The sequence below is a fragment of the Streptomyces sclerotialus genome, assembly GCF_040907265.1.
Classification (GTDB): Bacteria; Actinomycetota; Actinomycetes; order Streptomycetales; family Streptomycetaceae; genus Streptomyces; species Streptomyces sclerotialus.
This window is the reverse complement of sequence record NZ_JBFOHP010000002.1, coordinates 2,132,501-2,158,925: the sequence shown is the minus strand read 5'-3', so window position 1 is coordinate 2,158,925 and position 26,425 is coordinate 2,132,501. Positions and strand designations below refer to the sequence as shown.

Annotated in this window: 25 protein-coding genes (1 of these 25 only partly in view); 13 read left to right on the top strand and 12 right to left on the bottom strand. The window is 72.0% G+C overall.

The features are described 5' to 3' along the window. Positions 1-5 precede the first annotated feature (5 nt). From tyrS to AAC944_RS09600, 3 genes are all read right to left on the bottom strand, one after another. Entirely contained in the window at positions 6-1,412 is a 1,407-nt protein-coding gene (tyrS, locus tag AAC944_RS09610; RefSeq protein WP_030618967.1) for a tyrosine--tRNA ligase, read from the bottom strand. A 188-nt stretch (positions 1,413-1,600) separates the two neighbouring features. Next, complete coding sequence (locus AAC944_RS09605; protein WP_030618965.1) at positions 1,601-3,004, bottom strand: metallopeptidase TldD-related protein; 1,404 nt, start codon at positions 3,002-3,004, stop codon at positions 1,601-1,603. Further along, the gene (locus tag AAC944_RS09600; protein WP_051872060.1) at positions 3,001-4,563 is read right to left on the bottom strand and encodes a TldD/PmbA family protein; all 1,563 of its coding nucleotides are present in this window, start codon (positions 4,561-4,563) and stop codon (positions 3,001-3,003) included. The genes AAC944_RS09605 and AAC944_RS09600 overlap by 4 nt, the downstream gene beginning before the upstream one ends. Positions 4,564-4,764: 201 nt before the next feature. On the opposite strand from AAC944_RS09600, the gene fabG reads away from it, so the two are divergent. Together fabG and fabI are read left to right on the top strand one after the other, a co-directional pair. Next, a complete protein-coding gene (fabG, locus tag AAC944_RS09595; RefSeq protein ID WP_030618957.1) occupies positions 4,765-5,469 on the top strand; it encodes a 3-oxoacyl-[acyl-carrier-protein] reductase in 705 nt (234 codons plus the stop codon). A gap of 5 nt (positions 5,470-5,474) precedes the next feature. Next, positions 5,475-6,245 carry an enoyl-ACP reductase FabI gene (gene fabI, locus AAC944_RS09590; protein WP_030618955.1) on the top strand — a complete coding sequence of 257 codons (771 nt, stop codon included), beginning with the start codon at positions 5,475-5,477 and terminating at the stop codon, positions 6,243-6,245. 80 nt (positions 6,246-6,325) lie between these two features. Here the strand turns inward: fabI and AAC944_RS09585 are convergent, their stop codons facing one another. Continuing rightward, positions 6,326-7,009: a FadR/GntR family transcriptional regulator gene (locus AAC944_RS09585; protein WP_030618952.1), complete on the bottom strand. Its 684-nt coding sequence runs from the start codon at positions 7,007-7,009 to the stop codon at positions 6,326-6,328. A 123-nt stretch (positions 7,010-7,132) separates the two neighbouring features. On the opposite strand from AAC944_RS09585, the gene AAC944_RS09580 reads away from it, so the two are divergent. From AAC944_RS09580 to AAC944_RS09565, 4 genes are all read left to right on the top strand, one after another. Beyond that, positions 7,133-8,425, top strand: a complete 1,293-nt coding sequence (locus tag AAC944_RS09580) for a CynX/NimT family MFS transporter (protein ID WP_030618950.1) — start codon at positions 7,133-7,135, stop codon at positions 8,423-8,425. A gap of 114 nt (positions 8,426-8,539) precedes the next feature. After that, complete coding sequence (locus tag AAC944_RS09575; RefSeq protein WP_281179396.1) at positions 8,540-8,656, top strand: SGM_5486 family transporter-associated protein; 117 nt, start codon at positions 8,540-8,542, stop codon at positions 8,654-8,656. A 193-nt stretch (positions 8,657-8,849) separates the two neighbouring features. After that, positions 8,850-9,053: a hypothetical protein gene (locus tag AAC944_RS09570; protein WP_030618947.1), complete on the top strand. Its 204-nt coding sequence runs from the start codon at positions 8,850-8,852 to the stop codon at positions 9,051-9,053. Positions 9,054-9,136: 83 nt separating this feature from the next. Then, positions 9,137-9,655 carry a SixA phosphatase family protein gene (locus AAC944_RS09565; RefSeq protein ID WP_030618943.1) on the top strand — a complete coding sequence of 173 codons (519 nt, stop codon included), beginning with the start codon at positions 9,137-9,139 and terminating at the stop codon, positions 9,653-9,655. 76 nt (positions 9,656-9,731) lie between these two features. On the opposite strand, the gene serB is transcribed toward AAC944_RS09565, so the two are convergent. Continuing rightward, positions 9,732-10,976: a phosphoserine phosphatase SerB gene (gene serB, locus AAC944_RS09560; protein ID WP_030618939.1), complete on the bottom strand. Its 1,245-nt coding sequence runs from the start codon at positions 10,974-10,976 to the stop codon at positions 9,732-9,734. Between the two features lie 138 nt (positions 10,977-11,114). Further along, positions 11,115-12,851 (bottom strand): streptophobe family protein, encoded by a 1,737-nt coding sequence (locus tag AAC944_RS09555; protein WP_030618936.1) that lies wholly within the window; start codon positions 12,849-12,851, stop codon positions 11,115-11,117. A 233-nt stretch (positions 12,852-13,084) separates the two neighbouring features. Here AAC944_RS09555 and AAC944_RS09550 point away from each other — a divergent pair, with 233 nt between their 5' ends. Next, complete coding sequence (locus AAC944_RS09550; protein ID WP_438272790.1) at positions 13,085-15,646, top strand: ABC transporter ATP-binding protein/permease; 2,562 nt, start codon at positions 13,085-13,087, stop codon at positions 15,644-15,646. A gap of 109 nt (positions 15,647-15,755) precedes the next feature. Here AAC944_RS09550 and AAC944_RS09545 read toward each other — a convergent pair whose 3' ends face one another. Continuing rightward, on the bottom strand, positions 15,756-16,541 hold the full coding sequence (locus AAC944_RS09545; RefSeq protein ID WP_030618930.1) for a transglycosylase SLT domain-containing protein: 786 nt from the start codon (positions 16,539-16,541) through the stop codon (positions 15,756-15,758). A 341-nt stretch (positions 16,542-16,882) separates the two neighbouring features. After that, positions 16,883-17,584 (bottom strand): nitroreductase family protein, encoded by a 702-nt coding sequence (locus tag AAC944_RS09540; RefSeq protein WP_030618928.1) that lies wholly within the window; start codon positions 17,582-17,584, stop codon positions 16,883-16,885. Between the two features lie 258 nt (positions 17,585-17,842). Here AAC944_RS09540 and AAC944_RS09535 point away from each other — a divergent pair, with 258 nt between their 5' ends. Both AAC944_RS09535 and AAC944_RS09530 read left to right on the top strand, forming a co-directional pair. Further along, the gene (locus AAC944_RS09535) at positions 17,843-19,000 is read left to right on the top strand and encodes a GAF domain-containing sensor histidine kinase (RefSeq protein WP_030618925.1); all 1,158 of its coding nucleotides are present in this window, start codon (positions 17,843-17,845) and stop codon (positions 18,998-19,000) included. Next, the gene (locus AAC944_RS09530) at positions 18,993-19,661 is read left to right on the top strand and encodes a response regulator (RefSeq protein WP_051872045.1); all 669 of its coding nucleotides are present in this window, start codon (positions 18,993-18,995) and stop codon (positions 19,659-19,661) included. Before AAC944_RS09535 ends, AAC944_RS09530 begins: the two co-directional genes overlap by 8 nt. Before the next feature lie 167 nt (positions 19,662-19,828). Here AAC944_RS09530 and AAC944_RS09525 read toward each other — a convergent pair whose 3' ends face one another. Next, complete coding sequence (locus AAC944_RS09525) at positions 19,829-20,632, bottom strand: Rv1486c family protein (protein WP_030618919.1); 804 nt, start codon at positions 20,630-20,632, stop codon at positions 19,829-19,831. An 89-nt stretch (positions 20,633-20,721) separates the two neighbouring features. Between AAC944_RS09525 and AAC944_RS09520 the strand changes: the two genes are divergently transcribed. The 4 genes from AAC944_RS09520 to AAC944_RS09505 all read left to right on the top strand — a co-directional run bounded on the left by AAC944_RS09520 (position 20,722) and on the right by AAC944_RS09505 (position 24,009). Then, complete coding sequence (locus AAC944_RS09520) at positions 20,722-21,531, top strand: ABC transporter ATP-binding protein (RefSeq protein ID WP_030618916.1); 810 nt, start codon at positions 20,722-20,724, stop codon at positions 21,529-21,531. 125 nt (positions 21,532-21,656) lie between these two features. Then, positions 21,657-22,070, top strand: a complete 414-nt coding sequence (locus AAC944_RS09515; protein WP_030618913.1) for an NfeD family protein — start codon at positions 21,657-21,659, stop codon at positions 22,068-22,070. 130 nt (positions 22,071-22,200) lie between these two features. Then, positions 22,201-23,139 carry an SPFH domain-containing protein gene (locus AAC944_RS09510; protein ID WP_030618909.1) on the top strand — a complete coding sequence of 313 codons (939 nt, stop codon included), beginning with the start codon at positions 22,201-22,203 and terminating at the stop codon, positions 23,137-23,139. Positions 23,140-23,241: 102 nt separating this feature from the next. After that, positions 23,242-24,009, top strand: a complete 768-nt coding sequence (locus AAC944_RS09505; protein WP_030618906.1) for a sulfite exporter TauE/SafE family protein — start codon at positions 23,242-23,244, stop codon at positions 24,007-24,009. A 67-nt stretch (positions 24,010-24,076) separates the two neighbouring features. Here the strand turns inward: AAC944_RS09505 and AAC944_RS09500 are convergent, their stop codons facing one another. From AAC944_RS09500 to AAC944_RS09490, 3 genes are all read right to left on the bottom strand, one after another. Next, on the bottom strand, positions 24,077-24,580 hold the full coding sequence (locus AAC944_RS09500; protein WP_030618904.1) for an HNH endonuclease: 504 nt from the start codon (positions 24,578-24,580) through the stop codon (positions 24,077-24,079). Positions 24,581-25,025: 445 nt separating this feature from the next. Next, on the bottom strand, positions 25,026-25,565 hold the full coding sequence (locus tag AAC944_RS09495) for a YbhB/YbcL family Raf kinase inhibitor-like protein (RefSeq protein ID WP_030618900.1): 540 nt from the start codon (positions 25,563-25,565) through the stop codon (positions 25,026-25,028). Positions 25,566-25,688: 123 nt separating this feature from the next. Beyond that, positions 25,689-26,425: the 3' portion of a sporulation protein gene (locus tag AAC944_RS09490; protein WP_030618897.1), read on the bottom strand. The gene runs 46 nt beyond the window's last position; the window shows 737 of its 783 coding nt (coding positions 47-783); its start codon lies beyond the right edge, outside the window; its stop codon occupies positions 25,689-25,691.

The following is a 26,425-nucleotide window of genomic DNA, read 5'->3' as shown; positions in this document are numbered from 1 at the left end:
ATGTCTCAGGCGTCGCCCTGCAGCTGGGCCAGCTTGCGGCCCGCCTTGAGGTAGGGCGTGCCGGGCGTGGCGGCCAGCTTCTCCGCCAGCACCTCGGACAGCGGGCGGATGGCGTCGGCCTCGGCCAGCACCACGGTCTCCTGGCCCGACTCGGCCTCGATGACCAGCCGGAGGGCGTTCTGCTTGGCCAGCCGGCGGGCCGCCGAGGCGCTCTGCGTGAACTCCAGCACCTTGGTCAGCACCGTGGCCACCGTCTCCGCGCCGTGCTCGGCGAGGTCCACCGACGGCAGCGTGCCGACGTCGGCGAAGGACTTCTTGGAGAACTGCGCGACGAACCCGGCGCGGGCCGTCATGGCCGCCTCGATGCCGTACAGCGCGGTCACGACCTCACCCGCGAGGATCTTCTTCAGGTCCATCGGGTGCAGGGTCTTCGCCTCGATGCGGGTGAGCGCCTGGGCGATCTCCTCGTCCGTCCACTCGGTCCACGCCTTGAGGTACGGCTCCATCAGCCGGTCCGGGACCGACATGATCTTGCCGAAGACGTCGTCGGCGGGGGCGTTGAGGCCGACGTAGTTGCCCTTGGACTTGGACATCTTCGCGCCCGTGCCGTCGGTGCCCTCGATCAGCGGCATGGTGACGACCAGCTGCGGCTGCTGCCCCTTGAGCTCCATGAGCTTGCGGCCCATCTGGAGGTTCAGCAGCTGGTCGGCGCCGCCGAGCTCCACGTCGCACTCCAGCGCCACGGAGTCCAGGCCCTGCGCGATCGGGTACAGCATCTCCGTCATGGTCAGGCCCGAGCCCGCGGCCAGGCGGGTACGGAAGTCCTCGCGCTGGAGCAGCTGGGAGGCCGGCACCTTGGAGAGCAGGCTCAGCAGCTCCGGGAAGGTGTACGGCGCCAGCCACTCGCTGTTCTGCCGGAAGCTGACCTTCTCGAAGTCGAAGAACGGCCGGACCTGCTCGCGGTAGCTCGCCAGGTTGTGCGCGATGTCCTCGTCGGTCAGCGGCGGGCGCTCGGCCGTGCGGCCCGAGGGGTCGCCGATCTTGGCCGTGAAGTCGCCGATGATCAGCGTGACGTCGTGGCCGAGCCGCTGGAAGCGGCTGAGGATGATCAGCGGGACCGCGTGCCCCAGGTGCACGTCGGTCGCCGTCGGGTCGATGCCCAGCTTGATGTGCAGACCCTTGCCGGCCGCCCTGCGCTCCTCGATGCGCTCGGCGAGCTGGTCCACGCCCGGCAGCACCTCGACCGTACGGGAGGCGATCAGCTCGGCCTGCTCCTTGGCCGGCAGGTCCGTCAGGTCGAGATAGCGCCGCGAGCCGGTCTCCTTCAGCAGCTCCGCGACGGTGGCGTCGGCGGAGAGGTCTGCGGAGAGCAGCGAGCTGGCGCGGGCGACGGATTCGCCGAGGCGTGTCATGGCGTTCCTGATCGGTCGTTGATCCCAAACGGGAGGACGGAACCGATTCTATTAGCCGTGCGAAGCGTGGCCGACCGAGTATCCACAGGCCGGCCACGCGGTACGACAAGTGCCCGCCGCCCGGGGACGGGCACACGGGCGGGTCCCGGGACGGGCACGACAGGCCCCTCCCGGTACGGACTCCGCCGTCACACCCCCGGGCTCACCGAGCTCATGTTGAAGTCCGGGATCCGCAGCGCGGGCATCGCGGCGCGCGTGAAGTAGTCGCTCCACTCGCGCGGCAGGGTGCGCTCCGTACGGCCCGCCTCGCTCGCCCGCGCCAGCAGGTCCACCGGCGACTCGTTGAACCGGAAGTTGTTCACCTCGCCGACCACCTCGCCGCCCTCCACGAGGTACACACCGTCCCGGGTCAGCCCCGTGAGCAGCAGCGTCGCCGGGTCCACCTCGCGGATGTACCACAGGCAGGTCAGCAGCAGCCCCCGCTCGGTGCCGGCCACCAGCTCGTCCAGGGACTTGCTGCCGCCCGCCTCCAGCAGCAGGTTGTCGACGGCCGGGGCCACCGGCAGGCCGGTCAGCTCCGCGCTGTGCCGGGTGGTGACCAGCTGGTTCAGCACGCCGTCCCGGATCCAGTCGGTGGGCTCCAGCGGCAGCCCGTTGTCGAAGACCGAGGCGTCGTCCCCGGAGCTGTGCGCCAGCACGAAGGGCGCGCACTCCAGACCCGCGGCCCCCGGGTCGCTGCGCAGCGTCAGAGGGAGCCCGGAGAGCTTCTCGCCGGTCCGGGTACCGCCACCGGGCGCCGAGAAGACCGTACGGCCCTCGGCCGCGTCCCGGGCCCCGGACGACCACGTCTGGTACACGAGCAGGTCGGCGACGGCGGTGGGCGGCAGCAGCGTCTCGTACCGCCCCGCCGGCAGCTCCGTACGCCGCTCCGCCCAGGCCAGCCGCCGCGCCAGGTCGGCGTCCATGGCCAGCGGGTCGACGTCCCGGAAGTCCCGGGTGGCCCGGCCCGCCCAGGCCGAGCGGGTGCGGTCGGGCGACTTGGCGTTCAGCTCCAGCGTCCCGGTGGGCTGGTCGTGCCGCAGCCGCAGCCCGGCCGAGGAGCCCAGGTACGAGGAGACCACCGCATGGCTGGCGAACCCGTACAGCTCGCGGCCGCCGTCCCTGGCCCGCCGGAAGGACTCGCCGAGCGCGGGCGCGAAGTCCGCGAAGACGTCCGGGGAGGTCTCGGCGGGCGGCTCGGTGAAGCCGGGGGAGGGGGCGCCACCGGTGACGAGCGGCTGTGCGTCCTCGGCGGGCCCCGCGGCCCTGGCGGCCGCCTCCGCGGCCCGCACCAGCGCCTCCAGGTCCTCGGCGGTGACCGCGGCACGCGAGACGACGCCGGAGGCGGTGCCCTCCTTGCCGTTCACGGTGGCGATCACGGTGAGCCGGCGGCCGCGGGTGACGCCGTTGGTGGTCAGCGCGTTGCCCGCCCAGCGCAGGTTGGCGGTGGTGGTCTCGTCCGCGATCACCACGCAGCCGTCGGCCCGGGAGAGCGCCAGCGCCCGCTCGACGATCTCGTGCGGCGCGTTCGTCCGCGGCGTACGTGTGCTCATCGACCGGCCTCCTGCGTTGTGTTGAGGACGTTGACAGCCGTGAAGAGGGCGGCGGGGCAGCCGTGCGAGACGGAGGCGACCTGGCCCGGCTGGGCCTTGCCGCAGTTGAAGGCGCCGCCCAGCACGTACGTCTGCGGGCCGCCCACCGCGGCCATCGAGCCCCAGAAGTCGGTGGTGGTGGCCTGGTACGCCACGTCGCGCAGCTGCCCCGCCAGCCGCCCGTGCTCGATCCGGAAGAACCGCTGCCCGGTGAACTGGAAGTTGTACCGCTGCTGGTCGATGGACCACGAGCGGTCGCCGACCACGTAGATGCCGTGCTCGACGCCCGAGATCAGCTCCTCGGTGGACGGCCCGTCCGGCGCCGGCCGCAGCGAGACGTTGGCCATCCGCTGTACCGGCACATGGCCCGGCGAGTCCGCGTACGCGCACCCGTTGGACCGCTCGAAACCGGTCAGCTTCGCGATCCTGCGGTCCAGCTGGTAGCCGACCAGGACGCCGTCCCTGACCAGGTCCCAGGACTGCGCCTGGACGCCCTCGTCGTCGTACCCGATCGTCGCCAGCCCGTGCTCGGCGGTCCGGTCGCCCGTGACGTGCATCAGCTCCGAGCCGTACTTCAAGGTGCCCAGCTGGTCGAAGGTGGCGAACGAGGTGCCCGCGTACGCTGCTTCGTACCCCAGCGCCCGGTCCAGCTCGGTGGCGTGCCCGATCGACTCGTGGATCGTCAGCCACAGGTTGGAGGGGTCCACCACCAGGTCGTACCGCCCGGCCCGGACGCTCGGCGCGCGCATCTTCTCCGCGAGCAGCTCCGGCATCTCCGCCAGCTCCGCGTCCCAGTCGTACCGGCCGTCGGTCAGGTACTCCCAGCCTCGGCCGGCCGGCGGCGCGATGGTGCGCATCGAGTCGAACTCGCCGGTGCGGTCGTCCACCGCGACGGCCGTCAGCTCCGGATGCAGCCGGACCCGCTGCTGCGTGGTGGTGGTGCCCGCGGTGTCGGCGTAGAACTTGTTCTCCCGGACCGTGAGCAGCGAGGCGTCCGCGTGCGTCACGCCCGGTGCGGCCAGCAGCCGCCCGCTCCACTCCGCCAGCAGCCCGCTCTTCTCCGTGTCCGGCACGTCGAAGGGGTCGGTCCCGTACGAGGAGACCCATGTCCGGTCCGGGTACGCGGGCTCGTCGGCGAGCTCGACCTTCTCCTGGGACCCGGCCGCGTCGATCACCTTCGCCGACAGCTTGGCCATCGCGACCGCCTGCGCGGCCACCCGGGCCGCCGCGTCCATGGTCAGATCGACCCCGGAAGCGAAGCCCCAGGCCCCGCCGTGCACCACTCGTACCGCGTATCCCAGGTCGGTGGTGTCGGAGGAACCGGCCGTCTTCGCGTCCCGCAGCCGCCAGGACGCGTACCGGATCCGTTCCATCCGGAAGTCCGCGTGGTCGGCCCCGAGCGCCCGGGCCCGCGCGAGCGCGGCGTCGGCCAGCGCGCGCAGGGGCAGGGCGAGAAAGCTCTCGTCAACGGAACGAGGTGTAGCAGGCACGGCATCCCTCCCGTGGTCGGCGTCACGCATCATGCCGTGCCGAGCCCCTTACGCGCAGGACGTCCGGCCGGTCGGCCGGGGTGTTCCGCGCGGGCGCGCCGCGGTCGGTTCTGTAGGGACCCCACAGTGACCGGGATGTGCCCCTGTGCGAGGTCGATTCTCCGTATGGGCCCGCTGACCGCTAGTTTCGTAGGGAACACACGTCGGACAGGACACGGAAAGGGTGATCTCTTGAGCCGCTCGGTTCTGGTCACCGGAGGCAATCGCGGCATCGGCCTCGCCATCGCCCGAGCCTTCGCCGAGGCAGGCGACAAGGTCGCCATCACCTACCGCTCCGGCGAACCCCCGGCGGGGTTCTTGGCCGTGAAGTGCGACATCACCGACACGGAGCAGGTCGAGCAGGCGTACAAGGAGATCGAGGAGAAGCACGGCGCGGTCGAGGTGCTGGTGGCCAACGCCGGCGTCACCCGTGACCAGCTGCTGATGCGGATGTCGGAGGACGACTTCGCCTCGGTCCTGGAGACCAACCTCACCGGTACGTTCCGCGTGGTCAAGCGCGCCAACCGCGGCATGCTGCGGGCGCGCAAGGGCCGCATCGTGCTGATCTCGTCCGTGGTGGGCCTGCTGGGCTCGGCGGGCCAGGCGAACTACGCGGCCTCCAAGGCGGGCCTCGTCGGCTTCGCCCGCTCGATCGCCCGCGAGCTGGGCTCGCGCAACATCACCTGCAACGTGGTGGCCCCCGGCTTCGTCGACACCGACATGACCCGCGCGCTCACCGACGAGCAGCGCGAGAACATCGTGAAGCAGGTCCCGCTCGCGCGTTACGCGCAGCCCGAGGAGATCGCCGCCTCGGTCCGCTTCCTGGCCTCCGACGAGGCCGCGTACATCACTGGAGCCGTCATTCCCGTCGACGGCGGATTGGGCATGGGTCACTGATCGATATGAGCGGAATCCTCGCCGGCAAGCGCATTCTGGTCACGGGCGTACTGATGGAGTCCTCCATCGCCTTCCACACGGCGAAGGTCGCCCAGGAGCAGGGCGCCGAGGTCATCCTCACCGCGTTCCCGCGGCCCACGCTCACCGAGCGCATCGCCAAGAAGCTGCCGAAGCCTGCCAAGGTCATCGAGCTGGACGTGACCAACCAGGAGCACCTGGACGGCCTGGAGGCCAAGGTCCGCGAGGAGCTCGGCGGCCTGGACGGCGTCGTCCACTCCATCGGCTTCGCCCCGCAGGACGCGCTCGGCGGCAACTTCCTGAACACGTCCTTCGAGTCGGTCTCCACGGCCATGCACGTCTCGGCGTTCTCGCTCAAGGCGCTGACCATGGCCTGCCTGCCGCTGATGCCGGAGGAGGGCGGCGCGGTCGTCGGCCTGACCTTCGACGCGCAGTTCGCCTGGCCGCAGTACGACTGGATGGGCCCGGCCAAGGCCGCGCTGGAGTCCACCAGCCGCTACCTGGCGCGTGACCTGGGCGCGCGGAACGTCCGCTGCAACCTCGTCTCCGCCGGCCCGATCGGCTCGATGGCCGCCAAGTCCATCCCCGGCTTCTCCGAGCTCGCCAAGGTGTGGGACACCCGTTCCCCGCTGAACTGGGACATGGCCGACCCGGAGCCCGCGGGCCGCGGCGTCGTCGCCCTGCTGTCGGACTTCTTCCCGAAGACCACCGGCGAGATCGTCCACGTCGACGGCGGCGTGCACATGATGGGCGCCTGACCGACCCCTGCGTGTGAGGGCCGGGGGCCGCCGTACGACACGGCGGCCCCCGGCCCTCTGCCGTGCGGTGACACAGGCTCTCAGCCGTTCCGCAGCCGCCCCGGCCGGCAGCCGTACGGATGGGTGCTCGCCTCGGCCGCCGCGCGGTCGCCGTCGCCCTCCCGGATGGCGTCCACCAGCCGGGAGTGGTCCAGGTGCGACTCCGGGCGCAGCTCGTCGCCCACGTCGGCGCGGAGGAACTCGCGCAGCACCCCGCCGAGGTCCGCGTACAGCTCCGCCAGCACGTCGTTGTGCGAGGCGGCCACGATCGCCATGTGCAGAGTGGCGTCGGCCTCCACGAACGCCGCCGCCGCGCCCGACGCCCACGCCTGCTCCCGCCGGTGCAGCGCGGCGTCCAGCTGCTTGAGGTCCGCCTCGGTACGCCGCTCGGCGGCCCGCCGGGCGGCCTCGGCCTCCAGCGCGCTGCGCAGCTCGGCGACGTGCCGGGGGTCGGCGTCGGCGAACCTGCGGTTCATCACGCCCGCCAGCTCGCTGGTGGCGACGACGTAGGTGCCGGAGCCCTGGCGGATGTCCAGCAGGCCGTTGTGGGCCAGCGCCCGGACCGCCTCGCGGACGGTGTTGCGGGCCACTCCGAGCTGTTCGACCAGCTCCGGCTCGGTGGGGATGCGCGCTCCGACCGGCCACTCGCCCGAGGTGATCTGGGCGCGCAGCTGTGCGATCACCTGGTCGGCCAGGGCGGAACGCCGGGGCGAGGTCAGCGGCATGGGGGCGCTCCTGGAGACACGAGCTCGAACGTGGCATCGCTGATGCTAAGCCTTCCCCGGCCGGTCACCGGGAGGCGAGAATCACCTGGACAACCATTCATCCCATGATTCTATGATGTACGTATGGCAGACGACGACCTCGCGACCCTCGGCACCGCCCCCGAGGCACCGCAGACCACCACCGGAACACCCGGCGGCGATCCGCACGACCGTGCCCCCGCGCCCGTACCGCGCTGGCTCGGCGCGGTCCTGACCGCCGGTCTCGTCCTCGCCGCGCTCAACCTCCGCCCGGCCATCACCAGCCTGGGCGCCCTCATGGAGGAGGTGCGGGACGGACTCGGCATGAGCGGCACCGTCGCGGGCCTGCTCACCTCCGTACCGGCCCTGTGCTTCGCCGTCTTCGGCATCGCGGCGCCGCGGCTGGCCCGCCGCTTCGGGCCGGGCGCCATCGTGTGCGCCGGCATGGCCGCGATCACGGCCGGCGTCGTCGTACGGCCCTTCGCGGGCGGCACGGCCGGGTTCCTCGCCGCCAGCGCCCTGGCGCTCGCCGGCATCGCGGTCAGCAACATCCTGCTGCCCGTGGTCATCAAGACCTTCTTCCCCGACCGGGTCGGCTCGATGACCGGGCTGTACTCCATGGCGCTGGCCCTGGGCACCTCGCTCGCCGCGGCCCTGACCGTACCGGTCACCGGCGCGCTCGGCGGCGGCTGGCAGGCCGGCCTCGCCGTCTGGGCGGTGCTCGGCGCCCTCGCCGTCGTCCCCTGGCTCGCCGTGCTGCGGCACCGCGCGCCCCAGGCGGCACCGGCGGCCGGGGCGCCGCAGCAGGACGCCCCCGCCATCCGGATCAGCCGCTCGCCCACCGCCTGGTCGCTCGCCGTCTTCTTCGGCCTCCAGGCCACCGCCGCGTACATCACCATGGGCTGGCTGCCGCAGATCTTCCGCGACGCCGGAGTGCCCGCCGGAACCGCGGGCGTGCTGCTCGCGATCACCATGGCCATGGGCATCCCGCTGTCCTTCCTGCTGCCCCGGGTGGCCGCCCGGATGCGCCACCAGGGGCCGCTGGCCGTGCTCCTCGGGGCCTGCGGGCTCGCCGGGTACGCGGGCCTGTGGCTGGCGCCCGCCGCCGGGGCCTGGGGCTGGGCGCTGCTGCTCGGCATCTCGAACTGCGCCTTCCCGCTCGCCCTCACCATGATCGGTATGCGCGCCGGCAGCGCCGCCGGCGTCGTCAAGCTCTCCGCCTTCGCCCAGTGCATCGGTTACCTGATCTCGATCCCCGGGCCGCTCCTGGTGGGCACCCTGTACCAGCACAGCGGCGGCTGGGGCCTGCCGATCGCGCTGATGGCGGGGCTCATGGTGCCGCAGATCGTGGTGGGCGTGCTGGCCGGCCGGAACCGCCGGATCGAGGACGAGGGCTGAGGGCCCGCCCGCCCCGGCGCCCGGAAGCCCGCCGCCGGGCCCGCCGGCCGGCTCCGGCCGTCCTTGCCCGGTACTGCCGACCGGCGGCCCGGAGCCGTTTGCGACACTGGGGACATGCCAGTGCTCGAACCGAATCCGCAGGGCGGCCAGAAGAAGCTGCTCCTCGTCCTGGGCGCGATGCTCGCCGTGACCGTCGTCGTCGGGATCATCGCCAGCATCGCCTCACCGTGACCCGGCGCCGCGCACGCGCGGGTAGGGCTGTCCCCACCGTCCCCTAGGGGGCCAGGGTCAGGGGCAAGTGGGTGGTGCACCTGATGGGAGGCGCGGTCCCGGACCCGTAGGTTCGAAGGACACCGCGCCGCCGCGGTGGGCGCGGCCGCACGGGGGGCCGCGCCGTCCCCACCGACCGCACGGAGGCGATCCCATGTCCGCCGCTCACACCCGGCACGCCGAGAACGGTGCCCGGCCCGCGCGGCTGCCGTGGTGGGCCCTGGCCCTGCCGGTGGTCTCGTTCGTGACGCTGCTCTTCGTGATCACCCCGGCCGCCGAGGCCGACGCGGCCGGGGCACCGCCCGCCACGGTGTCCTTGGTCCACTTCCTCGCACGCCTGCTCGGCGCCGGAGTGTAGTCGCCGGTACCGCATCCTGCCTTGTGGGATGAGGCTGTCAACACCCCGCGCCCCGCGCCGCGTTTCGTGCGAAGCTGGGACACATGAGCGTCGATTCTCCTCGCCGGATTGTCCTTCTCCGACATGCCAAGGCCGAGTGGTCGCAGGAGAGCGACCACGAGCGGCCGCTCGCCGAGCGCGGCCGCCGGGACGCCCCCGCCGCCGGACGCTGGCTCGCGGGAGCGGGCATCAACCCCGATCTGACCCTCTGCTCCACGGCCCTGCGCACCCGCGAGACGTGGAAGCTCTGCGTACACGAACTGCCCCAGCGCCCGAAGACCGTCTACGAGGACCGGCTGTACGAAGCCTCACTGGGCGAGCTGATCGCGCTGGTCAACGAGGTCCCGGACGAGGTGGACGACCTGCTGGTGGTCGGCCACAACCCCGGCATGCACGCCCTCGCCGACGCGCTCTCCGGTGAGGCGGACGGCGAGTCGCTGGCGCGGATGAACCGCGGTGGTTTCCCGACCGCGTCCCTGGCCGTGGTGGCCTTCAACGGCTCCTGGAAGTCCGTCGAGCACGGCGTCGGCCGCCTGGTCGCCTACTGGACGCCCCAGGGCTGACCCGCTGCCGGCCACGTACGCCGAAGGGCCCCGGCACCCACCGTGCCGGGGCCCTTCGGCGTACGCCGTGGGCCGCTCAGTCCGCCATGGTGTCCGCGGCCTCGACCTCTTCGCGGGTGATCCCGAGCAGGTACAGCACGGTGTCCAGGAACGGCACGTTCACGGCCGTGTGCGCGGCCTCCCGTACGACCGGCTTGGCGTTGAACGCGACACCCAGACCCGCCGTGTTCAGCATGTCCAGGTCGTTGGCGCCGTCACCGATCGCGACCGTCTGCGCCAGCGGCACCCCGGCCTGCTGGGCGAAGGAGCGCAGCAGCCGGGCCTTGCCCGCGCGGTCCACGATGTCGCCGGTGACCTTGCCGGTCAGCTTGCCGTCCACGATCTCCAGGGTGTTGGCCGAGGCGAAGTCCAGCCCCAGCTCGTCCTGGAGCGCGTCGGTGACCTGCGTGAAGCCGCCGGAGACCACACCGACCTGGTATCCCAGGCGCTTGAGGGTGCGTACCAGCGTCCGCGCGCCCGGGGTCAGCCGTACCTCCTTGCGCACCCGCTCCACGACCGAGGCGTCCAGGCCCGCCAGCAGCTCCACGCGGGCGTGCAGCGACTGCTCGAAGTCCAGCTCGCCGCGCATCGCGGCGGCGGTCACCTCGGCGACCTCCTTCTCGCAGCCCGCGTGCGCCGCGAACAGCTCGATGACCTCGTCCTGGATCAGTGTGGAGTCCACGTCCATGACGACCAGGCGCTGCGCCCGGCGCTGCAGTCCGGAGGCGCTCACGGCGATGTCGACGCCGAGCACGGCGGCTTCGGTGGCGAGCGCGGTGCGCAGGGTGTCGGTCGGGGTGCCGGAGACCGCGAACTCCACCGCGGTGACGGGGTACTTGGCGAGCCGGAAGATACGGTCGATGTTGCCGCCGGTGGCCGTTATGGCGGCGGCGATGGCGGAGGTGGACTCGGCGGTGAGCGGGTGCCCCAGCACGGTGACGTGCGAACGTCCGACGCCGCGCGGGCGGTTGTCCCCGGTACCGGAGATGATCTCGGCCTGGAGGTGCAGCGAATCGGCCCAGCTGTGCACGGTCGCGCGCAGGTCGCCTTCGGTGGCACCGTTCGACGCGCTCCCCGTGGGCGTGGTGACCAGCGCGCACAGCACGATGCGGCCACGGGTCACGACCTGCTCGATGTCGACGACGTCGACGGAGTAGGCGGCGAGGGTGTCGAAGAGGCCGGCGGTGATGCCGGGCCGGTCCTTCCCGAAGATCTTGACGAGGAGGGTGGGTACGTCGTCGCCCGGTACGGCGGTGGCAGGCGGTGTCTGCGATGCGCTCATGGTGCTCTTACGGTATCCGGCCCCGCCACGGGACCGTACAGGTGTCCCGCCGAGTGGACGCCTGCCACCACGCTGCCGGGTGGGTGGCACGCTCTTCGAGGCGCCCGGCGGCCCGCCTCGAGGCCCCGCGCCCGCTCCTCAGCGGCCCGCTCCCGGGCGTCCGGGCGGCGGGGGCTCGGGCGGCGGCTCGCCCCAGTGCCGCTTCGGCCGGGGACGCTGCCCGGGACGCGGCAGCGGTTTGCCGCTCACAGTGGGTGCCGAGGCGGTGTCGCTGCCGTGCGGCGGCGGCTTCCGGGGGCGCGGCCCGCCAGGGCCCTCCGGCGGGGGCGGCGGGGGGTGCTCCGGTTGCCGGGGCGGCAGCGTCCGCAGGTACGGATTGGTGTCCGGGTTCGGCCGCCGATAGGGAGTGGACGGTGTGTACGGTCCCGGACCGTCCCCCGGCCCGTACGGCGACGCCCTGCCCCCGGGCAGCTCCGCGGCCCGCCGCCCCGCGAGCCCGGTACCGGCCGCCAGCAGCGCCCCCGCCAGCCCCGCCGCGGCGCCCCACACGGCCCCCAGCAGCACTCCGGCGCCGAGGCTCCCGCGCAGCCCCAGGCCGGTCTCGTGGACGCCGATGCCGAAGAAGCTCAGCCGGACCGCCACCGACGCCTCCGTCAGCCACACCAGCAGCGGCACGGCGAGCGCGGTGACCGCGCCCAGCCGCAGCGCGCAGCCGCCCGCGTACGCCAGGACACCGGGCCCCGTACGGGCCGTACGCGTCGCGGTCAGCACCCCGGCCAGCAGCATCAGCAGCACCGCCAGCAGCGCCACCACCCATACCCGCCCGTTCTGCTCCGCCGCCCGCGCCAGGGTGACCGGCCGCTCGCCCCCGCCGCCGATCAGCTCCCGCAACGGCGCCGGCAGCACCTGGAGCAGCGCTCCGCTCGCCGAGCCGTACCAGGGCACGAACAGCCCCAGGGGGATCGCGAGCCACACCCCGTTGGGCGCGCCGAGCAGTGCCGCGCCCAGCGCCCGCTGCGGCTGCCCGCCCTCGGTCCCCCCGTACACCCCGGCGGCCGGCCCGGCGAGCACCGCGAAGAGCAGTACCTGGGTCAGCGCGGAGGCGGCGGGGCGGACGGCGCGACCCGCACCGGACAGCGCACGGGGCAGCGGGGTCCGCCGCGAGGCCGCCAGCGCGATCAGCAGGACGGCCAGTACCCACACCACGCCGGCCACCAGCGACGGCCAGGCCGCCACCGCGAAGTCGACACGGAGCCTGGCGTCCGCGAGGCCGGCCAGTCCGTCGGGGAGCACCAGGCCCGGCAGCTCGCGCCCCAGGCCCAGGTCGCCGAGTCCGGGCAGGTCGCCGAGGTCACCGAGGCCGGGCAGGTCCGGCAGCCGGTCGAGCGGCCCGCCGCCCCCGCCGGCCGGCTCAGGGACCAGCCGCCGGGCCGGGATCGTCACGGAGTCGTGTCCGGCCCAGGCGAGGCCGCCGACCAGCGCGGTGAACAGGGCGGTCACCGTCGCCGCACGCGCCAGCAGCTCGCGGACCGTGGCCCCGCCCGGCACGGCCCGCAGCGACCGCAGGAACAGCAGCCCCAGCAGCAGCGCGCCGACCACGGACACGCCCAACGGCACGATGTCAACGGCGGTTTCGGCCGTCACGCCGGACACCCCGAAGGCCGAGACGTCGCCGTGCGGGGTGACCGTCCCGCCCACCGCGAGCACGAGGACGGCCGCCGTCATCGGGCCCAGCGAGCCGTACGCATCGGCGCCCAGCAGGTACAGGCCGAGCGCCGCGACCCCGGTCATCGCCAGGAACGTCCAGCAGACCGTCGCGACGGCGGACAGCAGCACAGCAGCCGCTCCGGTGTGCGGACTTGCGGTCACGCTCATCGCGCCCCCCGATCGATGCCGAGTTGTCCGCTTCGCGTGGCATCCGTACGGATCCGTGGGTGTCTCCCACTCTCCGGGGGGCTTTCGGCGGCGTCAACGCTGTCCGCTTCACGCTCTTGTCACGGCCCGGCTTTCGGTCGCGGCCCTCTGCCTGGAATAGTTCCTCACGATGTTCACCATCCCTAGACTTCCCGTACAGGGGGTCACTCGGGGGACAACTAGTGGGGCATGGAGTGCCTGAACTCGTACTCGAAATCAACGGAATGACCTGGACGCTCGATCCGTCCCGGTCGTACAGCCTGGGCCGCGACCCACAGGGCGACATGGTGCTGGACGACGCGCGGGTGTCCTGGCGGCATGCGACCGTGCGCTGGGGAGGGCGCAGTTGGGTCATCGAGGACCACGGCAGCACCAACGGCACGTACGTGCAGGGGCAGCGGATCCATCAGATGGAGATCGGCCCCGGCTCGACCGTGCACCTCGGCAACGCCACCGACGGTCCCCGGCTGACCCTCAGCGGTACCGCGGCGGCGGCCGCCGCCGACGCCTACGCCGCGCAGCCCACCGCCCCGGCCAACGACGTCTACGCCGCCCAGCCGGCCGCCGCGGCCCCCGCCCAGCAGGGCGCCCCCGGCTGGGCCGGAGCCCAGCAGCCGCCGGCGCAGCAGCAGGGATGGCAGGGCGCGCCGCAGCAGCACCAGGCCCCGCCGTCGCACGGCGCCGGCATCCCGCCGCAGGGCGGACCGCAGCAGCCCCCGGCACAGGGCGCAGCGGCCGCGCAGCCGGCCGGTGACCGCAGCCCGACCACCTTCCACCAGCTGGACCTCGGCCGTGTCATGCGCATCGGCCGTGCCCTGGAGAACGAGCTGGTCGTCTCCGACCTCCAGGTCTCCCGGCACCACGCCGAATTCCGGGCCACCCCCGACGGCCGCTTCGAGATCCACGACCTGGGCAGCCACAACGGTACGTACGTCAACGGCCAGCCGGTCCCCAAGGGCGGCTCGGCGCTCATCGGCCCGAACGACACCGTCGGCGTCGGTCACTCCACGTTCCGGCTGGTCGGCGACCGCCTCGAAGAGTTCGTCGACACCGGTGAGGTCTCCTTCTCCGCACGCCACCTGACCGTCACGGTCGACGGCGGCAAGCAGATCCTGAAGGACGTCTCCTTCGGCGTGCCCGAGAAGTCGCTGATCGCGGTCATCGGCCCGTCCGGGTCCGGCAAGTCCACGCTCCTCAAGGCGCTCACCGGCTACCGCCCCGCCAACCAGGGCGACGTCCTCTACGACAACCGGAACCTCTACAAGCAGTTCGCCGAGCTGCGGCAGCGCATCGGACTGGTCCCGCAGGACGACATCCTGCACAAGGAGCTGACCGTCCAGAAGGCGCTGCGGTACGCCGCCAAGCTCCGCTTCCCCGGTGACACCGCGGAGGCCGAGCGCGAGGCCCGCATCGACGAGGTGCTGCACGAGCTCAAGCTGCACGTGCACAAGGAGAAGAAGGTCACCTCGCTCTCCGGCGGCCAGCGCAAGCGCGTCTCGGTCGCCCTGGAGCTGCTGACCAAGCCGTCGCTGATCTTCCTGGACGAGCCGACCTCCGGCCTCGACCCGGGCATGGACCGCGACGTCATGAAGCTGCTCCGGGACCTCGCCGACGACGGCCGCACGGTCCTGGTCGTCACGCACTCCGTCGCCGAGCTCGCCCTCTGCGACAAGCTGCTGGTCATGGCGCCCGGCGGCGGCGTCGCCTACTTCGGCCCGCCCGAGGAGGCGCTGAACTTCTTCCAGTACGAGTCCTGGGCCGACGTCTTCTCGGCGTTCGAGAACTACCGCGACTACGACTGGATGGGCCGCTGGCGCGGCTCCCCGCACTACCAGATGTACGCGGCCGACATCGACGCCGTCGCGCCGCAGTCGGTCAGCGTCCAGGCGCCGCCGGCCCGGATACAGAAGTCCCAGAGCTGGGGCTCGCAGCTGTGGACGCTGATGCGGCGGTACGTCTCCGTGATCGCCTCCGACCGCGGCTTCCTGGGCCTGATGCTGGTCCTGCCGGCCGTGCTCGGCGTGGTCTCCATGCTGATCCCCAGCAATTTCGGCCTGGGTTACGGCCCGATCGACCGGGCCCGTACGAACCGCGACGCCACGACCATCATGCTGATCCTCACGGTCGGCATGTGCTTCTCCGGCGCGGCCAACTCGGTACGAGAACTGATCAAGGAACGCGTCATCTACGAGCGTGAACGGGCCACCGGCCTGTCCCGCTCGGCATACCTGATGTCGAAGGTGATCGTGCTCGGCGTGGTCACCGCCGTACAGGGCGTGATCATCGCGGTGATCGGCTTCTCGACCCGCAACATGCCCGCCGAGGGCCTGATCGTGAAGGACCTGCCGGCCATCGAGATGACGGTCGCGATCATCGCGCTCGGCTTCACCTCGATGATGTTCGGCCTGCTGATCTCCTCGCTGGTCAAGACCGCCGAGAAGACCATGCCGCTGCTGGTCATGTTCGCCATCGTGCAGGTCGTCTTCACCGGCGTGCTCTTCCAGCTCTACAACACGCCGGGCGTCGCCCAGTTCTCCTGGCTGATGCCCTCGCGCTGGGCGGTCGCGGCACTGGGCGCCACCGCCGACCTGAACACGCTCCTGCCGTGGGACAAGACCGACCCCGACCCGCTGTGGCAGCACCAGACCGGTGTCTACGTGATGGACATGGTCTTCCTGCTGGCGCTCGGCGTGATCCTCGGCTTCGCGGTGGCGCGCCTGCTGCGCCGCCACGAGCCCGAGGTCATGCGCAAGTAGCCGGCGCCCGCCGCACGACGACAGCCGCGAGGGGCGGCACCCGGGATCCGGGTGCCGCCCCTCGCGGCGTTCATCGTCCGGCGCCGGTGCTCCGGCGCGCCGTGGCGGCTCAGTACGCCGAGTCGACGTTGTCCATCGAGCCGTACTTGTCGGCCGCGTAGTTGCAGGCCGCGACGATGTTGGCGACCGGGTCGTACAGGTCGTGGGCCGTGCCCTCGACGTGGTACTGCTCGAAGGTCGGCTGGATGACCTGGAGCAGGCCCTTGGACGGGATGCCCATCTGGGCGTTCACGTCCCAGTTGTTGATCGCGCGGGGGTTACCGCCGGACTCACGGATGATGTTGCGCTTGATGCCCTCGTAGGAGCCGGGGATCCCGTGCTTCTTCATGATCGACAGGGATTCCCGGATCCAGCCGTCGAGGTTGTTGGCGTAGGTGACCGGCTTGCGCTCGGCGGACCGGCTCGCGGCCTGCGTGGTGCGCTGCTGGTCGGCCTTGTTCTTGGCGGCCTCCTTGGCCTGGGCGGCCGCGTCGGCGGCAGCCTTGGCCTTGGCCTGAGCGGCGGCCTTGGCGTCTCCCTCGGCCTGCTTCTTCGCGGCGAAGGCGGCGTTGCCGGCCTGCTCGGCGGCGCGCGTGCTGTTCTGGGTCAGCTCGGCGTTCTGCGCCTTGGCGGCGGCGTTGTCGACCAGGCTGTAGGCCGAGGAGTCGTCGACCACGTGGTAGGCGACGGGCTTCACGTTCTGGGCCGCCGCGGCATTGTGGGTCGGCTCGGCGTTGGCCGAACCCGGGACGACGGCGAAAACCACGGCGGCGGCACCGCCCGCGGCGACGGCAGCGGCGGAGAGCTTGTGATTCCGGTTCAGGCGGCTGTAGCCAGGAATGGCGTGCAGGGGCATGCGGAAAGAACCTCTTCCAATGGGGGACGTCGCGTGGGCCGGAATGGCGCGAGAACGCCGAGATCCTTTTCCACGGCGCCGGGCGACGTCAGCCATTGTTAGCGGCCGGAATTTGACCAGGCAATCATGTGACGTACGAAGCTGTTTAGTGGAACCTGGGGCCGCCTAATTGCGTCCGGAACGGTTCAGTCCATGGAGTGGTGCGGGTCAGCCCTCACTGCTGCCCGCAGAACCACCCCACTAACGATGTTCGTAAGTGATGTACGCCCTGTGCGGGGGCTCACACGTTTAGAGACGGCGAATGGCGTTATGTCATTGCGGCCGTACGCACCGTGAGCGTTTCAGATCTCCACCAGGACCTGGTCCAGCGATTTGCGCACCAGGTCCGGTACCTCGCAGTCCGCCGCCGGATACCCCACCGGGAGCACCGCGAACGCCTTCTCGTTGACCGGCCGCCCCAGCACCTCCCGGAGGAACCCCATCGGGCTGGGCGTGTGCACCAGCGCCGCCAGGCCCGACAGGTGCAGCGCCGACAGCAGCATGCCGACCGCGATGCCCACGGACTCGTCCACGTAGTAGTGCTTGCGCTTGGTCCCGTCCGGCCCCAGCCAGTAGCGCTGCTGGAAGACCACGAGCAGGTGCGGCGCGTCCGTCAGGTGCGGCTTGACCTCGTCGGTGCCCAGCGGCCGCAGCGCGGCCAGCCACTCCGCACCCAGCCGGCCGTCGTAGGAGACGCGTTCCTCCGCCTCCGCCGCCGCCCGAATGCGCCGCCGCACTTCCGGGTCTTTCACCAGGACGAATGTCCAGGGCTGCTGATGCGCCCCGGAAGGCGCGGTGGCGGCGCACGCAATGGCGTCCCTGACCACCTGCTCGGGCACCGGATCCGGCGCGAATCGCCGTACCGTACGGCGCTCCGCCATGCGTTTCCGCAGCTCCGCCGCGCGTTCCCGGGATTCCGCCGCCGGTATCCGCGCGGGGCGGTACGGAACGGGGCGGTACGGCTCGCCGTGGGTGGGGGCCCAGATTCTCGGAGAAGTCGTCATGAGCGGGAGTGTGGCCCGCACCGGCGGACCGCGAAAGACCGCCTTTCCTTTCCCCCTATATAGAGGGAGGGCAGAAAGTCCGGCCGCCAGGCCGGTCATGGTCCCTCCTTCCGGGCGGCCATGGTCCCCGTACGAGACGGAAAAATGCCCGCGCGGCCCCGCGCCCGGCACCGGGACTCCGGACCTACGTCCCGGGACCCGGCCAGGGCCCCGCCGCGGGCCGATACCGGCCGTGCGGAGCGCCGGTACCGTGAGTGCATGACCAAGGGACCAGGGGCGGAGCGGGGCGCCGGCCTCTCCGCGGTGAGCAGCGCCATCCTCGCCATGAGCCGGCACCTGGAGGTGCGCGACGTACTCAAGACGATCGTCGCCTCCGCCCGCGAGCTGCTGGACGCCGAGTACGCCGCGCTCGGGGTGCCGGACGACCACGGCGGCTTCGCGCAGTTCGTCGTGGACGGGGTGAGCGAGGAGCAGTGGAAGGCCATCGGCCCGCTGCCCCGCCAGCACGGCATCCTCGCCGCGATGCTCAAGGAAGCCACCCCGCAGCGCCTGGGCGACGTCCGCAAGGACCCCCGCTTCGAGGGCTGGCCCAGCGCCCATCCCGACATGTCGGACTTCCTGGGCATGCCGGTGGCCGACGGTGACGAGATCCTCGGCGCGATCTTCCTCGCCAACAAGCGGTGCCCGCTGCCGACCGGCGGCTGCAACTTCACCGCCGAGGACGAGGCGCTGCTCGGCATGCTCGCGCAGCACGCCGCCATCGCCCTGACCAACGCCCGGCTCTACGAGCGCAGCCGCGAGCTGACCATCGCGGGGGAGCGCGCCAGGCTCGCGCACGAGCTGCACGACGCGGTCTCCCAGAAGCTCTTCTCGCTGCGGCTGACCGCCCAGGCCGCCACCGCGCTCGTCGACCGCGACCCGGCCCGCGCCAAGGACGAGCTCCAGCAGGTCACCCGGCTCGCCGCGGAGGCCGCCGACGAGCTGCGGGCCGCCGTGGTCGAGCTGCGGCCCGCAGCCCTGGACGAGGACGGCCTGATCGCCACGCTGCGTACCCAGGTCCAGGTCCTGGACCGCGCGCACAGCGCCGAGGTCACCTTCGCCTCCCACGGACTGCGGGCGCTCCCCGCGGCCCAGGAGGAGGCGCTGCTGCGGGTGGCACAGGAGGCGCTGCACAACGCGCTGCGGCACGCCGACGCGCAACGTGTCGAGGTGACTCTGGTCCGTCACCGGCAGGGGGCGGTGCTGCGGATCGCCGACGACGGCCGCGGCTTCGACCCCGGTGCCGTACGCCAGGCCGGGCGCCACCTGGGCCTGGTGTCGATGCGGGACAGGGCGAGCGGCGTCGGTGGCACGCTCACGGTGGAATCGGAGCCCGGCAAGGGCACCGCTGTCGAGATGGAGGTCCCCGGTGGCTGACGGAGGCAGGGGCCCGGCCGGCGCCCCCATCAAGGTGCTGCTCGTCGACGACCACCAGGTCGTACGGCGCGGGCTGCGCACGTTCCTGGAGGTCCAGGACGACATCGAGGTCGTGGGCGAGGCCGCCGACGGCGAGGAGGGCGTGGCCGCGGCGGAGCGGCTGCACCCCGACGTCGTCCTGATGGACGTGAAGATGCCCGGCATGGACGGCGTCGAGGCGCTGCGGCTGCTGCGGGAGCAGCACAACCCCGCCCGGGTGCTGATCGTCACCAGCTTCACCGAGCAGCGGACCGTCATCCCCGCGCTCCGGGCGGGCGCCGCCGGCTACGTCTACAAGGACATCGACCCCGACGCGCTGGCCGGCGCCATCCGGTCCGTGCACGCCGGGCACGTGCTGCTGCAGCCGGAGGTGGCCGACGCGCTGCTCAGCCAGGAGGACGCGGGCAACGGCCAGGGCCGCGGCGGCTCCCTCACCGACCGGGAGCGCGAGGTGCTGGCGCTGATAGCGGACGGCCGCTCCAACCGCGAGATCGCCCGGGCCCTGGTCCTCTCCGAGAAGACGGTCAAGACCCACGTCTCGAACATCCTCATGAAACTGGACCTCGCAGACCGCACCCAGGCGGCTTTGTGGGCGGTACGCCACGGAGTGAGCGCCCCGTAAGGGGCGCGGGGAACTGCGCGAGCAACCACGACGGTGGAGCACTCGTCCGCGTACGGAGACGCCCACGGCGCTGAGGGGCGCGGGGAACTGCGCGCCCGGCCACAACGGCGCCGCGCCGGGGGCACTCGCCGGGCCCCCGCGGCGCGGCCCCCTCGGAGAACCGGCCCCTACGGGGCCCGCCGCTCCTGCTCCTCCACGAACGCGTTGTACGCCGCTACCTGCGCCCGCCGCGCCGTCCGCTCCACCGGACGAAGCGCTTCCGCCCGAGCCGCGATCTGCGACGAACTGACCGCCGCCCCGTGCTCCCGCCCGTCCCCGCCGGCCCCCTGGGCGATATCGATCAGCGCCCCCACCTTCTGGGCCAGCTCCAGCACCCGGACCGCCCGCGGCGGATACCCCGGCGCGAGCAGCTGCCGGCCCGCTTCCGCACGCGCCCGGTACGCCTCCAGCGCCGCCTGCGCGACCGGTCCGGATCCGGCCACGTCCAGCTTCGCCAGCAGCTCGGTCGCCTCCCGCAGCGCCTGCGCCAGCTCCCGCTCCGCCTCGCCCAGCGCGGGCACGTCGGCGGGCGGCGCGTCCCGTACGGCCATGCAGTGCCACACGACCTCGACGTGCACATCGCCCTCGGGCCCGGCCTCGTGCACCTCCGGCACCAGACCCAGCGCGACCCCGCAGGCGGTGACCGCCTCCTCGGCCGCCAGCGCCCGCGCGTTGAACTCCGGCGGGCCGCTCAGCCCCAGCGGGTGGCCCGGCACCGGCAGCGCCACCCGCAGCCCGGTCGCGCCCAGCGCCCGCAGCCGGCCCAGCGCGAGCGTCAGCCCCACCGGACCCTCCTCGCCGGGCAGCCCGGCGACACGGTGGACCGCGTCATCCGCCGCGATCCGCTGCGCTGCGTCATCAGGTGGGACAAGCCCGGCCAACAGGGCATTTCCCCACGCGGCCAGCCGTCCTGAACGAGGTTCATCGAGCATGGACCCAGCCTAAGGACAGCCACTGACAATGGGTGGCGTAGGTTTGCAGGGGGGCTGCGCCTACAGGTGCACGCGACGACCGAGATGCAATGGGAGACAACGCGCTCATGAGCGATGTTCTGGAGCTGGTGGACGTATCCGTGGTCCGCGAGGGCCGGGCTCTGGTGGACCAGGTCTCCTGGTCGGTGAAGGAGGGAGAGCGCTGGGTGATCCTGGGCCCGAACGGCGCCGGCAAGACCACCCTCCTGAACGTCGCCTCAAGCTACGTCTTCCCGACCACGGGCACCAGCACGATCCTCGGCGAGACGCTCGGCAAGGTCGACGTCTTCGACCTCCGGCCGCGCATCGGCATGGCCGGTATCGCGCTCGCCGACAAGCTGCCGCGCCGCCAGACCGTGCTGCAGACGGTGCTCACCGCCGCGTACGGCATGACCGCCACCTGGCAGGAGCACTACGACCCGGTCGACGAGGAGCGCGCCCGCGCCTTCCTCGACCGGCTGGGCATGACCCCGTACCTCGACCGCAAGTTCGGCACCCTCTCCGAGGGTGAGCGCAAGCGCACCCTCATCGCCCGCGCGATGATGACCGACCCCGAACTGCTCCTGCTGGACGAGCCGGCCGCGGGCCTGGACCTCGGCGGCCGCGAGGACCTGGTACGCCGCCTCGGCAGACTCGCCCGCGACCCGTTCGCACCCTCGATGATCATGGTCACCCACCACGTCGAGGAGATCGCGCCGGGCTTCACCCACGTCCTGATGATCCGTCAGGGCAAGGTGCTCGCCGCCGGCCCCATCGACCTGGAGCTGACCTCCAGCAACCTCTCGCGCTGCTTCGGCCTCCCGCTGATCGTCGAGCGCAACGGCGACCGCTGGACGGCTCAAGGCCTGCCGCTCACCTGACACTTGACGGGACGAAGGCCCCGGCCGCGGCCGGGGCCGAAATACCCCGCATGATCCGGCCGCGATCGATCGCACCCTGTCCGCGACCCCGCCTGCCGATCTACCATGACACCGTGGATGCATGGGTGTGGTGGCTCATCGCTGCCGTAGGGCTGGGTATTCCTCTCGTCGTCACCGCGATGCCGGAGTTCGGGATGTTCGCGGTCGGCGCCGTGGCCGGTGCCGTCGTGGCCGCCCTCGGCGGCGGCACGGTGATGCAGGTCATCGTCTTCGCGGCCGTCTCGGTCGCGCTCGTCGCCGTCGTACGCCCGATCGCCAACCGCGCCCGCTCCCGGCGGCCCGGCATGGCCTCCGGAGTCGACGCGCTCAAGGGCAGGCAGGCGACGGTCCTGGAGCGGGTCGACAGCTCCGGCGGCGGACGGATCAAGCTGAACGGCGAGGTCTGGTCCGCACGTGCGCTGGACGAGGGCCAGGTGTTCCTGCCGGGACAGAAAGTGGATGTCGTGGACATCGAGGGAGCAACCGCCGTCGTGATGTGACGGTCAAGATCAGCCAGCCCGTGCGGGACCGGCCAACGGCCTGCACGACGGGGCGAGTCTCTGAAAGACTCGATCACCTACACGCCGGGCGGGACCGGCCGACAGCTACGAAAGGGCACGGGGAGCCACTGTGGAACCGATCATCATCGTCCTGATCATCCTGGTGGTGCTGGTGTTCGTCGCACTCATCAAGACGATCCAGGTCATTCCGCAGGCCAGCGCCGCCATCGTCGAGCGCTTCGGCCGCTACACCCGCACCCTGAACGCGGGCCTGAACATCGTCGTGCCGTTCATCGACTCCATCCGCAACCGCATCGACCTGCGCGAACAGGTCGTCCCGTTCCCGCCCCAGCCGGTCATCACCCAGGACAACCTGGTCGTCAACATCGACACCGTCATCTATTACCAGGTGACGGACGCCCGCGCCGCGACGTACGAGGTCGCCAGCTACATCCAGGCGATCGAGCAGCTCACCGTCACCACGCTCCGGAACATCATCGGCGGCATGGACCTGGAGCGCACCCTGACCTCCCGCGAGGAGATCAACGCGGCGCTGCGCGGCGTCCTGGACGAGGCCACCGGCAAGTGGGGCATCCGCGTCAACCGCGTCGAGCTCAAGGCCATCGAGCCGCCGACCTCCATCCAGGACTCGATGGAGAAGCAGATGCGCGCCGACCGTGACAAGCGCGCCGCCATCCTCCAGGCCGAAGGTGTCCGGCAGTCCGAGATCCTCCGCGCCGAGGGTGAGAAGCAGTCCGCGATCCTCCGCGCCGAAGGTGAGGCCAAGGCCGCGGCCCTGCGCGCCGAAGGTGAGGCCCAGGCGATCCGTACGGTCTTCGAGTCCATCCACGCCGGCGACCCGGACCAGAAGCTGCTCTCGTACCAGTACCTCCAGATGCTCCCGAAGATCGCCGAGGGCGACGCCAACAAGCTCTGGATCGTGCCCAGCGAGATCGGCGACGCGCTCAAGGGCCTCGGCGGCGCCATCAACAGTTTCGCCCCGGCCGGCGGCGCCCCCGCGGCCCCGGCCCCGGCGGCCCCGCCCCGCCAGCAGCCGCCCATCGACTGACGCCCGCCGCGGCCGTCTCGGCCCGTGGTACCGCAGCGCACCCACCGAACCCCTGGTGCATGATCGGTTCATGACGCATCGATCACGCGCCGGGGGTTCGGCATGACCGTCTGGGAAGCGCTCGCCGTCTTCGCCGCGGGCACGGGCGCAGGCGCCATCAACGTCGTCGTCGGGTCCGGGACGCTCATCACCTTCCCCGTACTGCTCGGCATCGGCCTGCCGCCCGTCACCGCCAACGTCTCCAACAACCTCGGCCTCGTACCGGGCGCCATCAGCGGCGCGATCGGCTACCGCCGCGAACTGCGCGGCCAGCGCCGCCGCATCGTCCGTTTCGGCATCGCCGCCCTCCTCGGCGGCCTGGCCGGCGCCGTCCTGCTGCTCGCCCTGCCCTCCGACGCCTTCGACGCCATCGTCCCCGCCCTGGTCGCCGTCGCCCTCGTACTCGTCGTCCTGCAGCCCCGGCTGTCCGCCGCCGTCAAGGCCCGCCGCGCCCGCAACGGCACCACACCGCACCGCGACGGCGGCCTCGGCCTCCTGACCGGCCTGCTGCTCGCCAGCGCGTACGGCGGCTACTTCGGCGCGGCCCAGGGCGTCCTGTACATCTCCCTCATGGGCCTGCTGCTCGACGAGGACCTGCAGCGCCTCAACGCCCTCAAGAACGTGCTCGCGCTGCTCGTCAACGGCATCGCCGCCGTCTTCTTCCTCTTCGTCGCCGACTTCGACTGGACCGCGGTCCTCCTGATCGCCGTCGGCTCCGCACTCGGCGGCCAGATCGGCGCCAAGATCGGCCGCCGGCTGCCGCCCCCCGTCCTGCGAGGCGTCATCGTGGCGGTCGGCATCGTCGCCATCATCCAGCTCGTACTGCGCTGAAAGACCCGGGCCCGGACCCCGCCGAGCGGAATCCGGGCCCCGGGCCCTTCGAAGGCCGCCCGCCGCGCTACGCCGTCTGCACCAGCCAGTCCGGCAGCTCCTCCCGCGCGGACACCCCCAGCGCCGCCAGCATCGTGTCGGCGGGCGTCGGCACGAACGGCCGCCGCAGCAGCTCCATCCCCGCCTGCTCCGGCGTACGGTCGGCTTTGCGGTGATTGTCCTCGGCACAGGAGGCGACCGTATTCAGCCAGGTGTCACCGCCACCGTGCGCCCGCGGCACGATGTGGTCCACCGTCGTCGCGCGCCGCCCGCAGTACGCGCAGCGGTGCTGGTCCCGGACCAGCACGCCCCGCCGCGACCACGGCGCCTGTCTTCGGAACGGCACCCGTACGTACCTGCTCAGTCTGATCACCTGCGGCACCGGAAGATCCAGCGAAGCGGCCCGGACACGCAGCCCGGGGTGCGCCTGCTCCACCACGGCCTTGTCCTGCATGACCAGCACGATCGCGCGCCGCAGCGACACCGTCGACAGCGGCTCGAAGCTCGCGTTGAGGACCAGCGTCTCGCGCATCCCGACCACCTCCCGCATCCGTCCGCCGCTCGGCGAAGTGGCTCCACTGTGCAGTTCCAGTGATCCCCTGGACAACGCAATTTCCGCCTGCCGCAAGGGAGATGACAGGTGAGCAACGGGCGAACGAAAGGCGAACCGGGAACGCGGGAAGACAAGGCGAGGAAGGCGACAGGGGAGCGCTCCGGGCCCCGTCCCCCGTGACAAGAGACCCGGAGCGCCCACGGCAGGCGGCGCGGACGTCCGACACGAAGCGGACTCCGGCAGACGGTGGGGAGACACACCTGCGCCCCGCCGCCCCCGCCACTGCGGTGCCGACTGCCCGACGTCCATGTGACAACGTCGGCCGAACACCACTGTGCGATCCGGGGCGCCGGGGCGCAACGGAATTACGGACGCACGGACCCGCACCCGGCAACCGGGCGGGCACGCGCGTCGGGACCCGCGGTCAGCTCTCGGCGGGAATCTCGTACTCGCCGATCAGCTGGGCCCGGCCCAGCGTGTGGAACCGCAGGTTGAAGCCCACCACGGCGGGCGAGGCGTCCGCGTCCGGACCGAGCTTCTCCTGGTCCACCGCGTACACCGTGAAGACGTAACGGTGCGAGCCGTCCCCGGGAGGCGGCGCGGCGCCCCCGAAGTCCCGCGTCCCGTAGTCGTTGCGTACGTGGACGGCGCCCGCGGGCAGGCCCTTCATGTCACCCGAGCCCGCACCGGCCGGCAGCTCCGTCACCGACGCCGGGATGTCGAACACCGACCAGTGCCAGAAACCGCTGCCGGTCGGCGCGTCCGGGTCGAAGCAGGTGACGGCGTAGCTCCTGGTGCCCTCCGGGGCACCCTCCCACCGCAGGTGCGGCGAGGTGTTCCCCGCGCTGAACACCTGGGCGTCCGCCAGCGTCCCGCCCTCCTGCAGATCGTCGCTCACCACCGTGAACGAGGGCACCTGCGGATGAAAATCGTGCGGGAGCGGCCGGCGCTTCTGCTCGGACACTTCGACACCTCCTGATCGCGTTCGGAGACCGTCCGGCCAGGTTAGAACCTCTTCGCGACAGAACCGGTGCCCGGCCCGGCCGGATCTCATGCCCGCACGCCGCCGCCCGGGGCGCGCCGCGCCTCAGAACCAGTTGCGCTTGCCGCCGACCTCGGCCAGCCACTGGTTCAGGTACGCCACCCAGTCCGTGTTCTGGAAGTCGTGCAGCCCCACCTCGAAGGCGCGGAAGGTGTCGCTGCCCTCGGTGAACAGCCCCGGCTTCTTGTCCATCTCCAGGACGACGTCCATCGCCCGGTCGTCCGCCACGAAGGACAGCTCGACCTGGTTCAGCCCCCGGTACTGCTGCGGCGCGAAGAACTCGATCTCCTGGTAGAAGGGCAGCTTCTGCCGCGTACCCCGGATGTGCCCGCGCTCCAGGTCCGCGCTCTTGAAGCGGAACCCGAGCTGCCCGAAGGCGTCGAGGATCGCCTGCTGCGCCGGCAGCGGGTGCACGTTCACCGGATCGAGGTCACCGGAGTCGACCGCACGGGCGATCGCCAGCTCCGTCGTGACGCCGACGTTCATCCCCTGAAGGTGCTGCCCGAGGAACATCGTGACCGGCGTCTCCCACGGGATCTCCAGCCCGAACGGCACGGTGTGCATGGCACCGGCCTGCACCTCGAACGCGCCGCCCAGCTTCTGCCGGGTGAACTCGACGTCCTGCTTGTACTCCTGGTCCTGCCCCTCGACCTCGACCCGCGCCTGCAGCCCGACCGACAGGCCCTCGATCTGCTGTGCGACCGAACCGCCCTGGATACGCACCTCACCCTGGACGACGCCACCCGGTACGACGTTCTCCTCGAAGAGCACCGTCTCCACCG

Excerpts from the sequence above, each read along its gene's own strand:
- tyrS (WP_030618967.1), bottom strand. The coding sequence starts at position 1,412 with ATGACACGCCTCGGCGAATCCGTCGCCCGCGCCAGCTCGCTGCTCTCC.
- AAC944_RS09605 (WP_030618965.1), bottom strand. The coding sequence starts at position 3,004 with ATGAGCACACGTACGCCGCGGACGAACGCGCCGCACGAGATCGTCGAG.
- AAC944_RS09600 (WP_051872060.1), bottom strand. The coding sequence starts at position 4,563 with ATGCGTGACGCCGACCACGGGAGGGATGCCGTGCCTGCTACACCTCGT.
- fabI (WP_030618955.1), top strand. The coding sequence starts at position 5,475 with ATGAGCGGAATCCTCGCCGGCAAGCGCATTCTGGTCACGGGCGTACTG.
- AAC944_RS09585 (WP_030618952.1), bottom strand. The coding sequence starts at position 7,009 with ATGCCGCTGACCTCGCCCCGGCGTTCCGCCCTGGCCGACCAGGTGATC.
- AAC944_RS09580 (WP_030618950.1), top strand. The coding sequence starts at position 7,133 with ATGGCAGACGACGACCTCGCGACCCTCGGCACCGCCCCCGAGGCACCG.
- AAC944_RS09575 (WP_281179396.1), top strand. The coding sequence starts at position 8,540 with ATGCCAGTGCTCGAACCGAATCCGCAGGGCGGCCAGAAGAAGCTGCTC.
- AAC944_RS09570 (WP_030618947.1), top strand. The coding sequence starts at position 8,850 with ATGTCCGCCGCTCACACCCGGCACGCCGAGAACGGTGCCCGGCCCGCG.
- AAC944_RS09565 (WP_030618943.1), top strand. The coding sequence starts at position 9,137 with ATGAGCGTCGATTCTCCTCGCCGGATTGTCCTTCTCCGACATGCCAAG.
- serB (WP_030618939.1), bottom strand. The coding sequence starts at position 10,976 with ATGAGCGCATCGCAGACACCGCCTGCCACCGCCGTACCGGGCGACGAC.
- AAC944_RS09555 (WP_030618936.1), bottom strand. The coding sequence starts at position 12,851 with ATGAGCGTGACCGCAAGTCCGCACACCGGAGCGGCTGCTGTGCTGCTG.
- AAC944_RS09545 (WP_030618930.1), bottom strand. The coding sequence starts at position 16,541 with ATGCCCCTGCACGCCATTCCTGGCTACAGCCGCCTGAACCGGAATCAC.
- AAC944_RS09540 (WP_030618928.1), bottom strand. The coding sequence starts at position 17,584 with ATGACGACTTCTCCGAGAATCTGGGCCCCCACCCACGGCGAGCCGTAC.
- AAC944_RS09535 (WP_030618925.1), top strand. The coding sequence starts at position 17,843 with ATGACCAAGGGACCAGGGGCGGAGCGGGGCGCCGGCCTCTCCGCGGTG.
- AAC944_RS09525 (WP_030618919.1), bottom strand. The coding sequence starts at position 20,632 with ATGCTCGATGAACCTCGTTCAGGACGGCTGGCCGCGTGGGGAAATGCC.
- AAC944_RS09520 (WP_030618916.1), top strand. The coding sequence starts at position 20,722 with ATGGGAGACAACGCGCTCATGAGCGATGTTCTGGAGCTGGTGGACGTA.
- AAC944_RS09505 (WP_030618906.1), top strand. The coding sequence starts at position 23,242 with ATGACCGTCTGGGAAGCGCTCGCCGTCTTCGCCGCGGGCACGGGCGCA.
- AAC944_RS09500 (WP_030618904.1), bottom strand. The coding sequence starts at position 24,580 with ATGCGCGAGACGCTGGTCCTCAACGCGAGCTTCGAGCCGCTGTCGACG.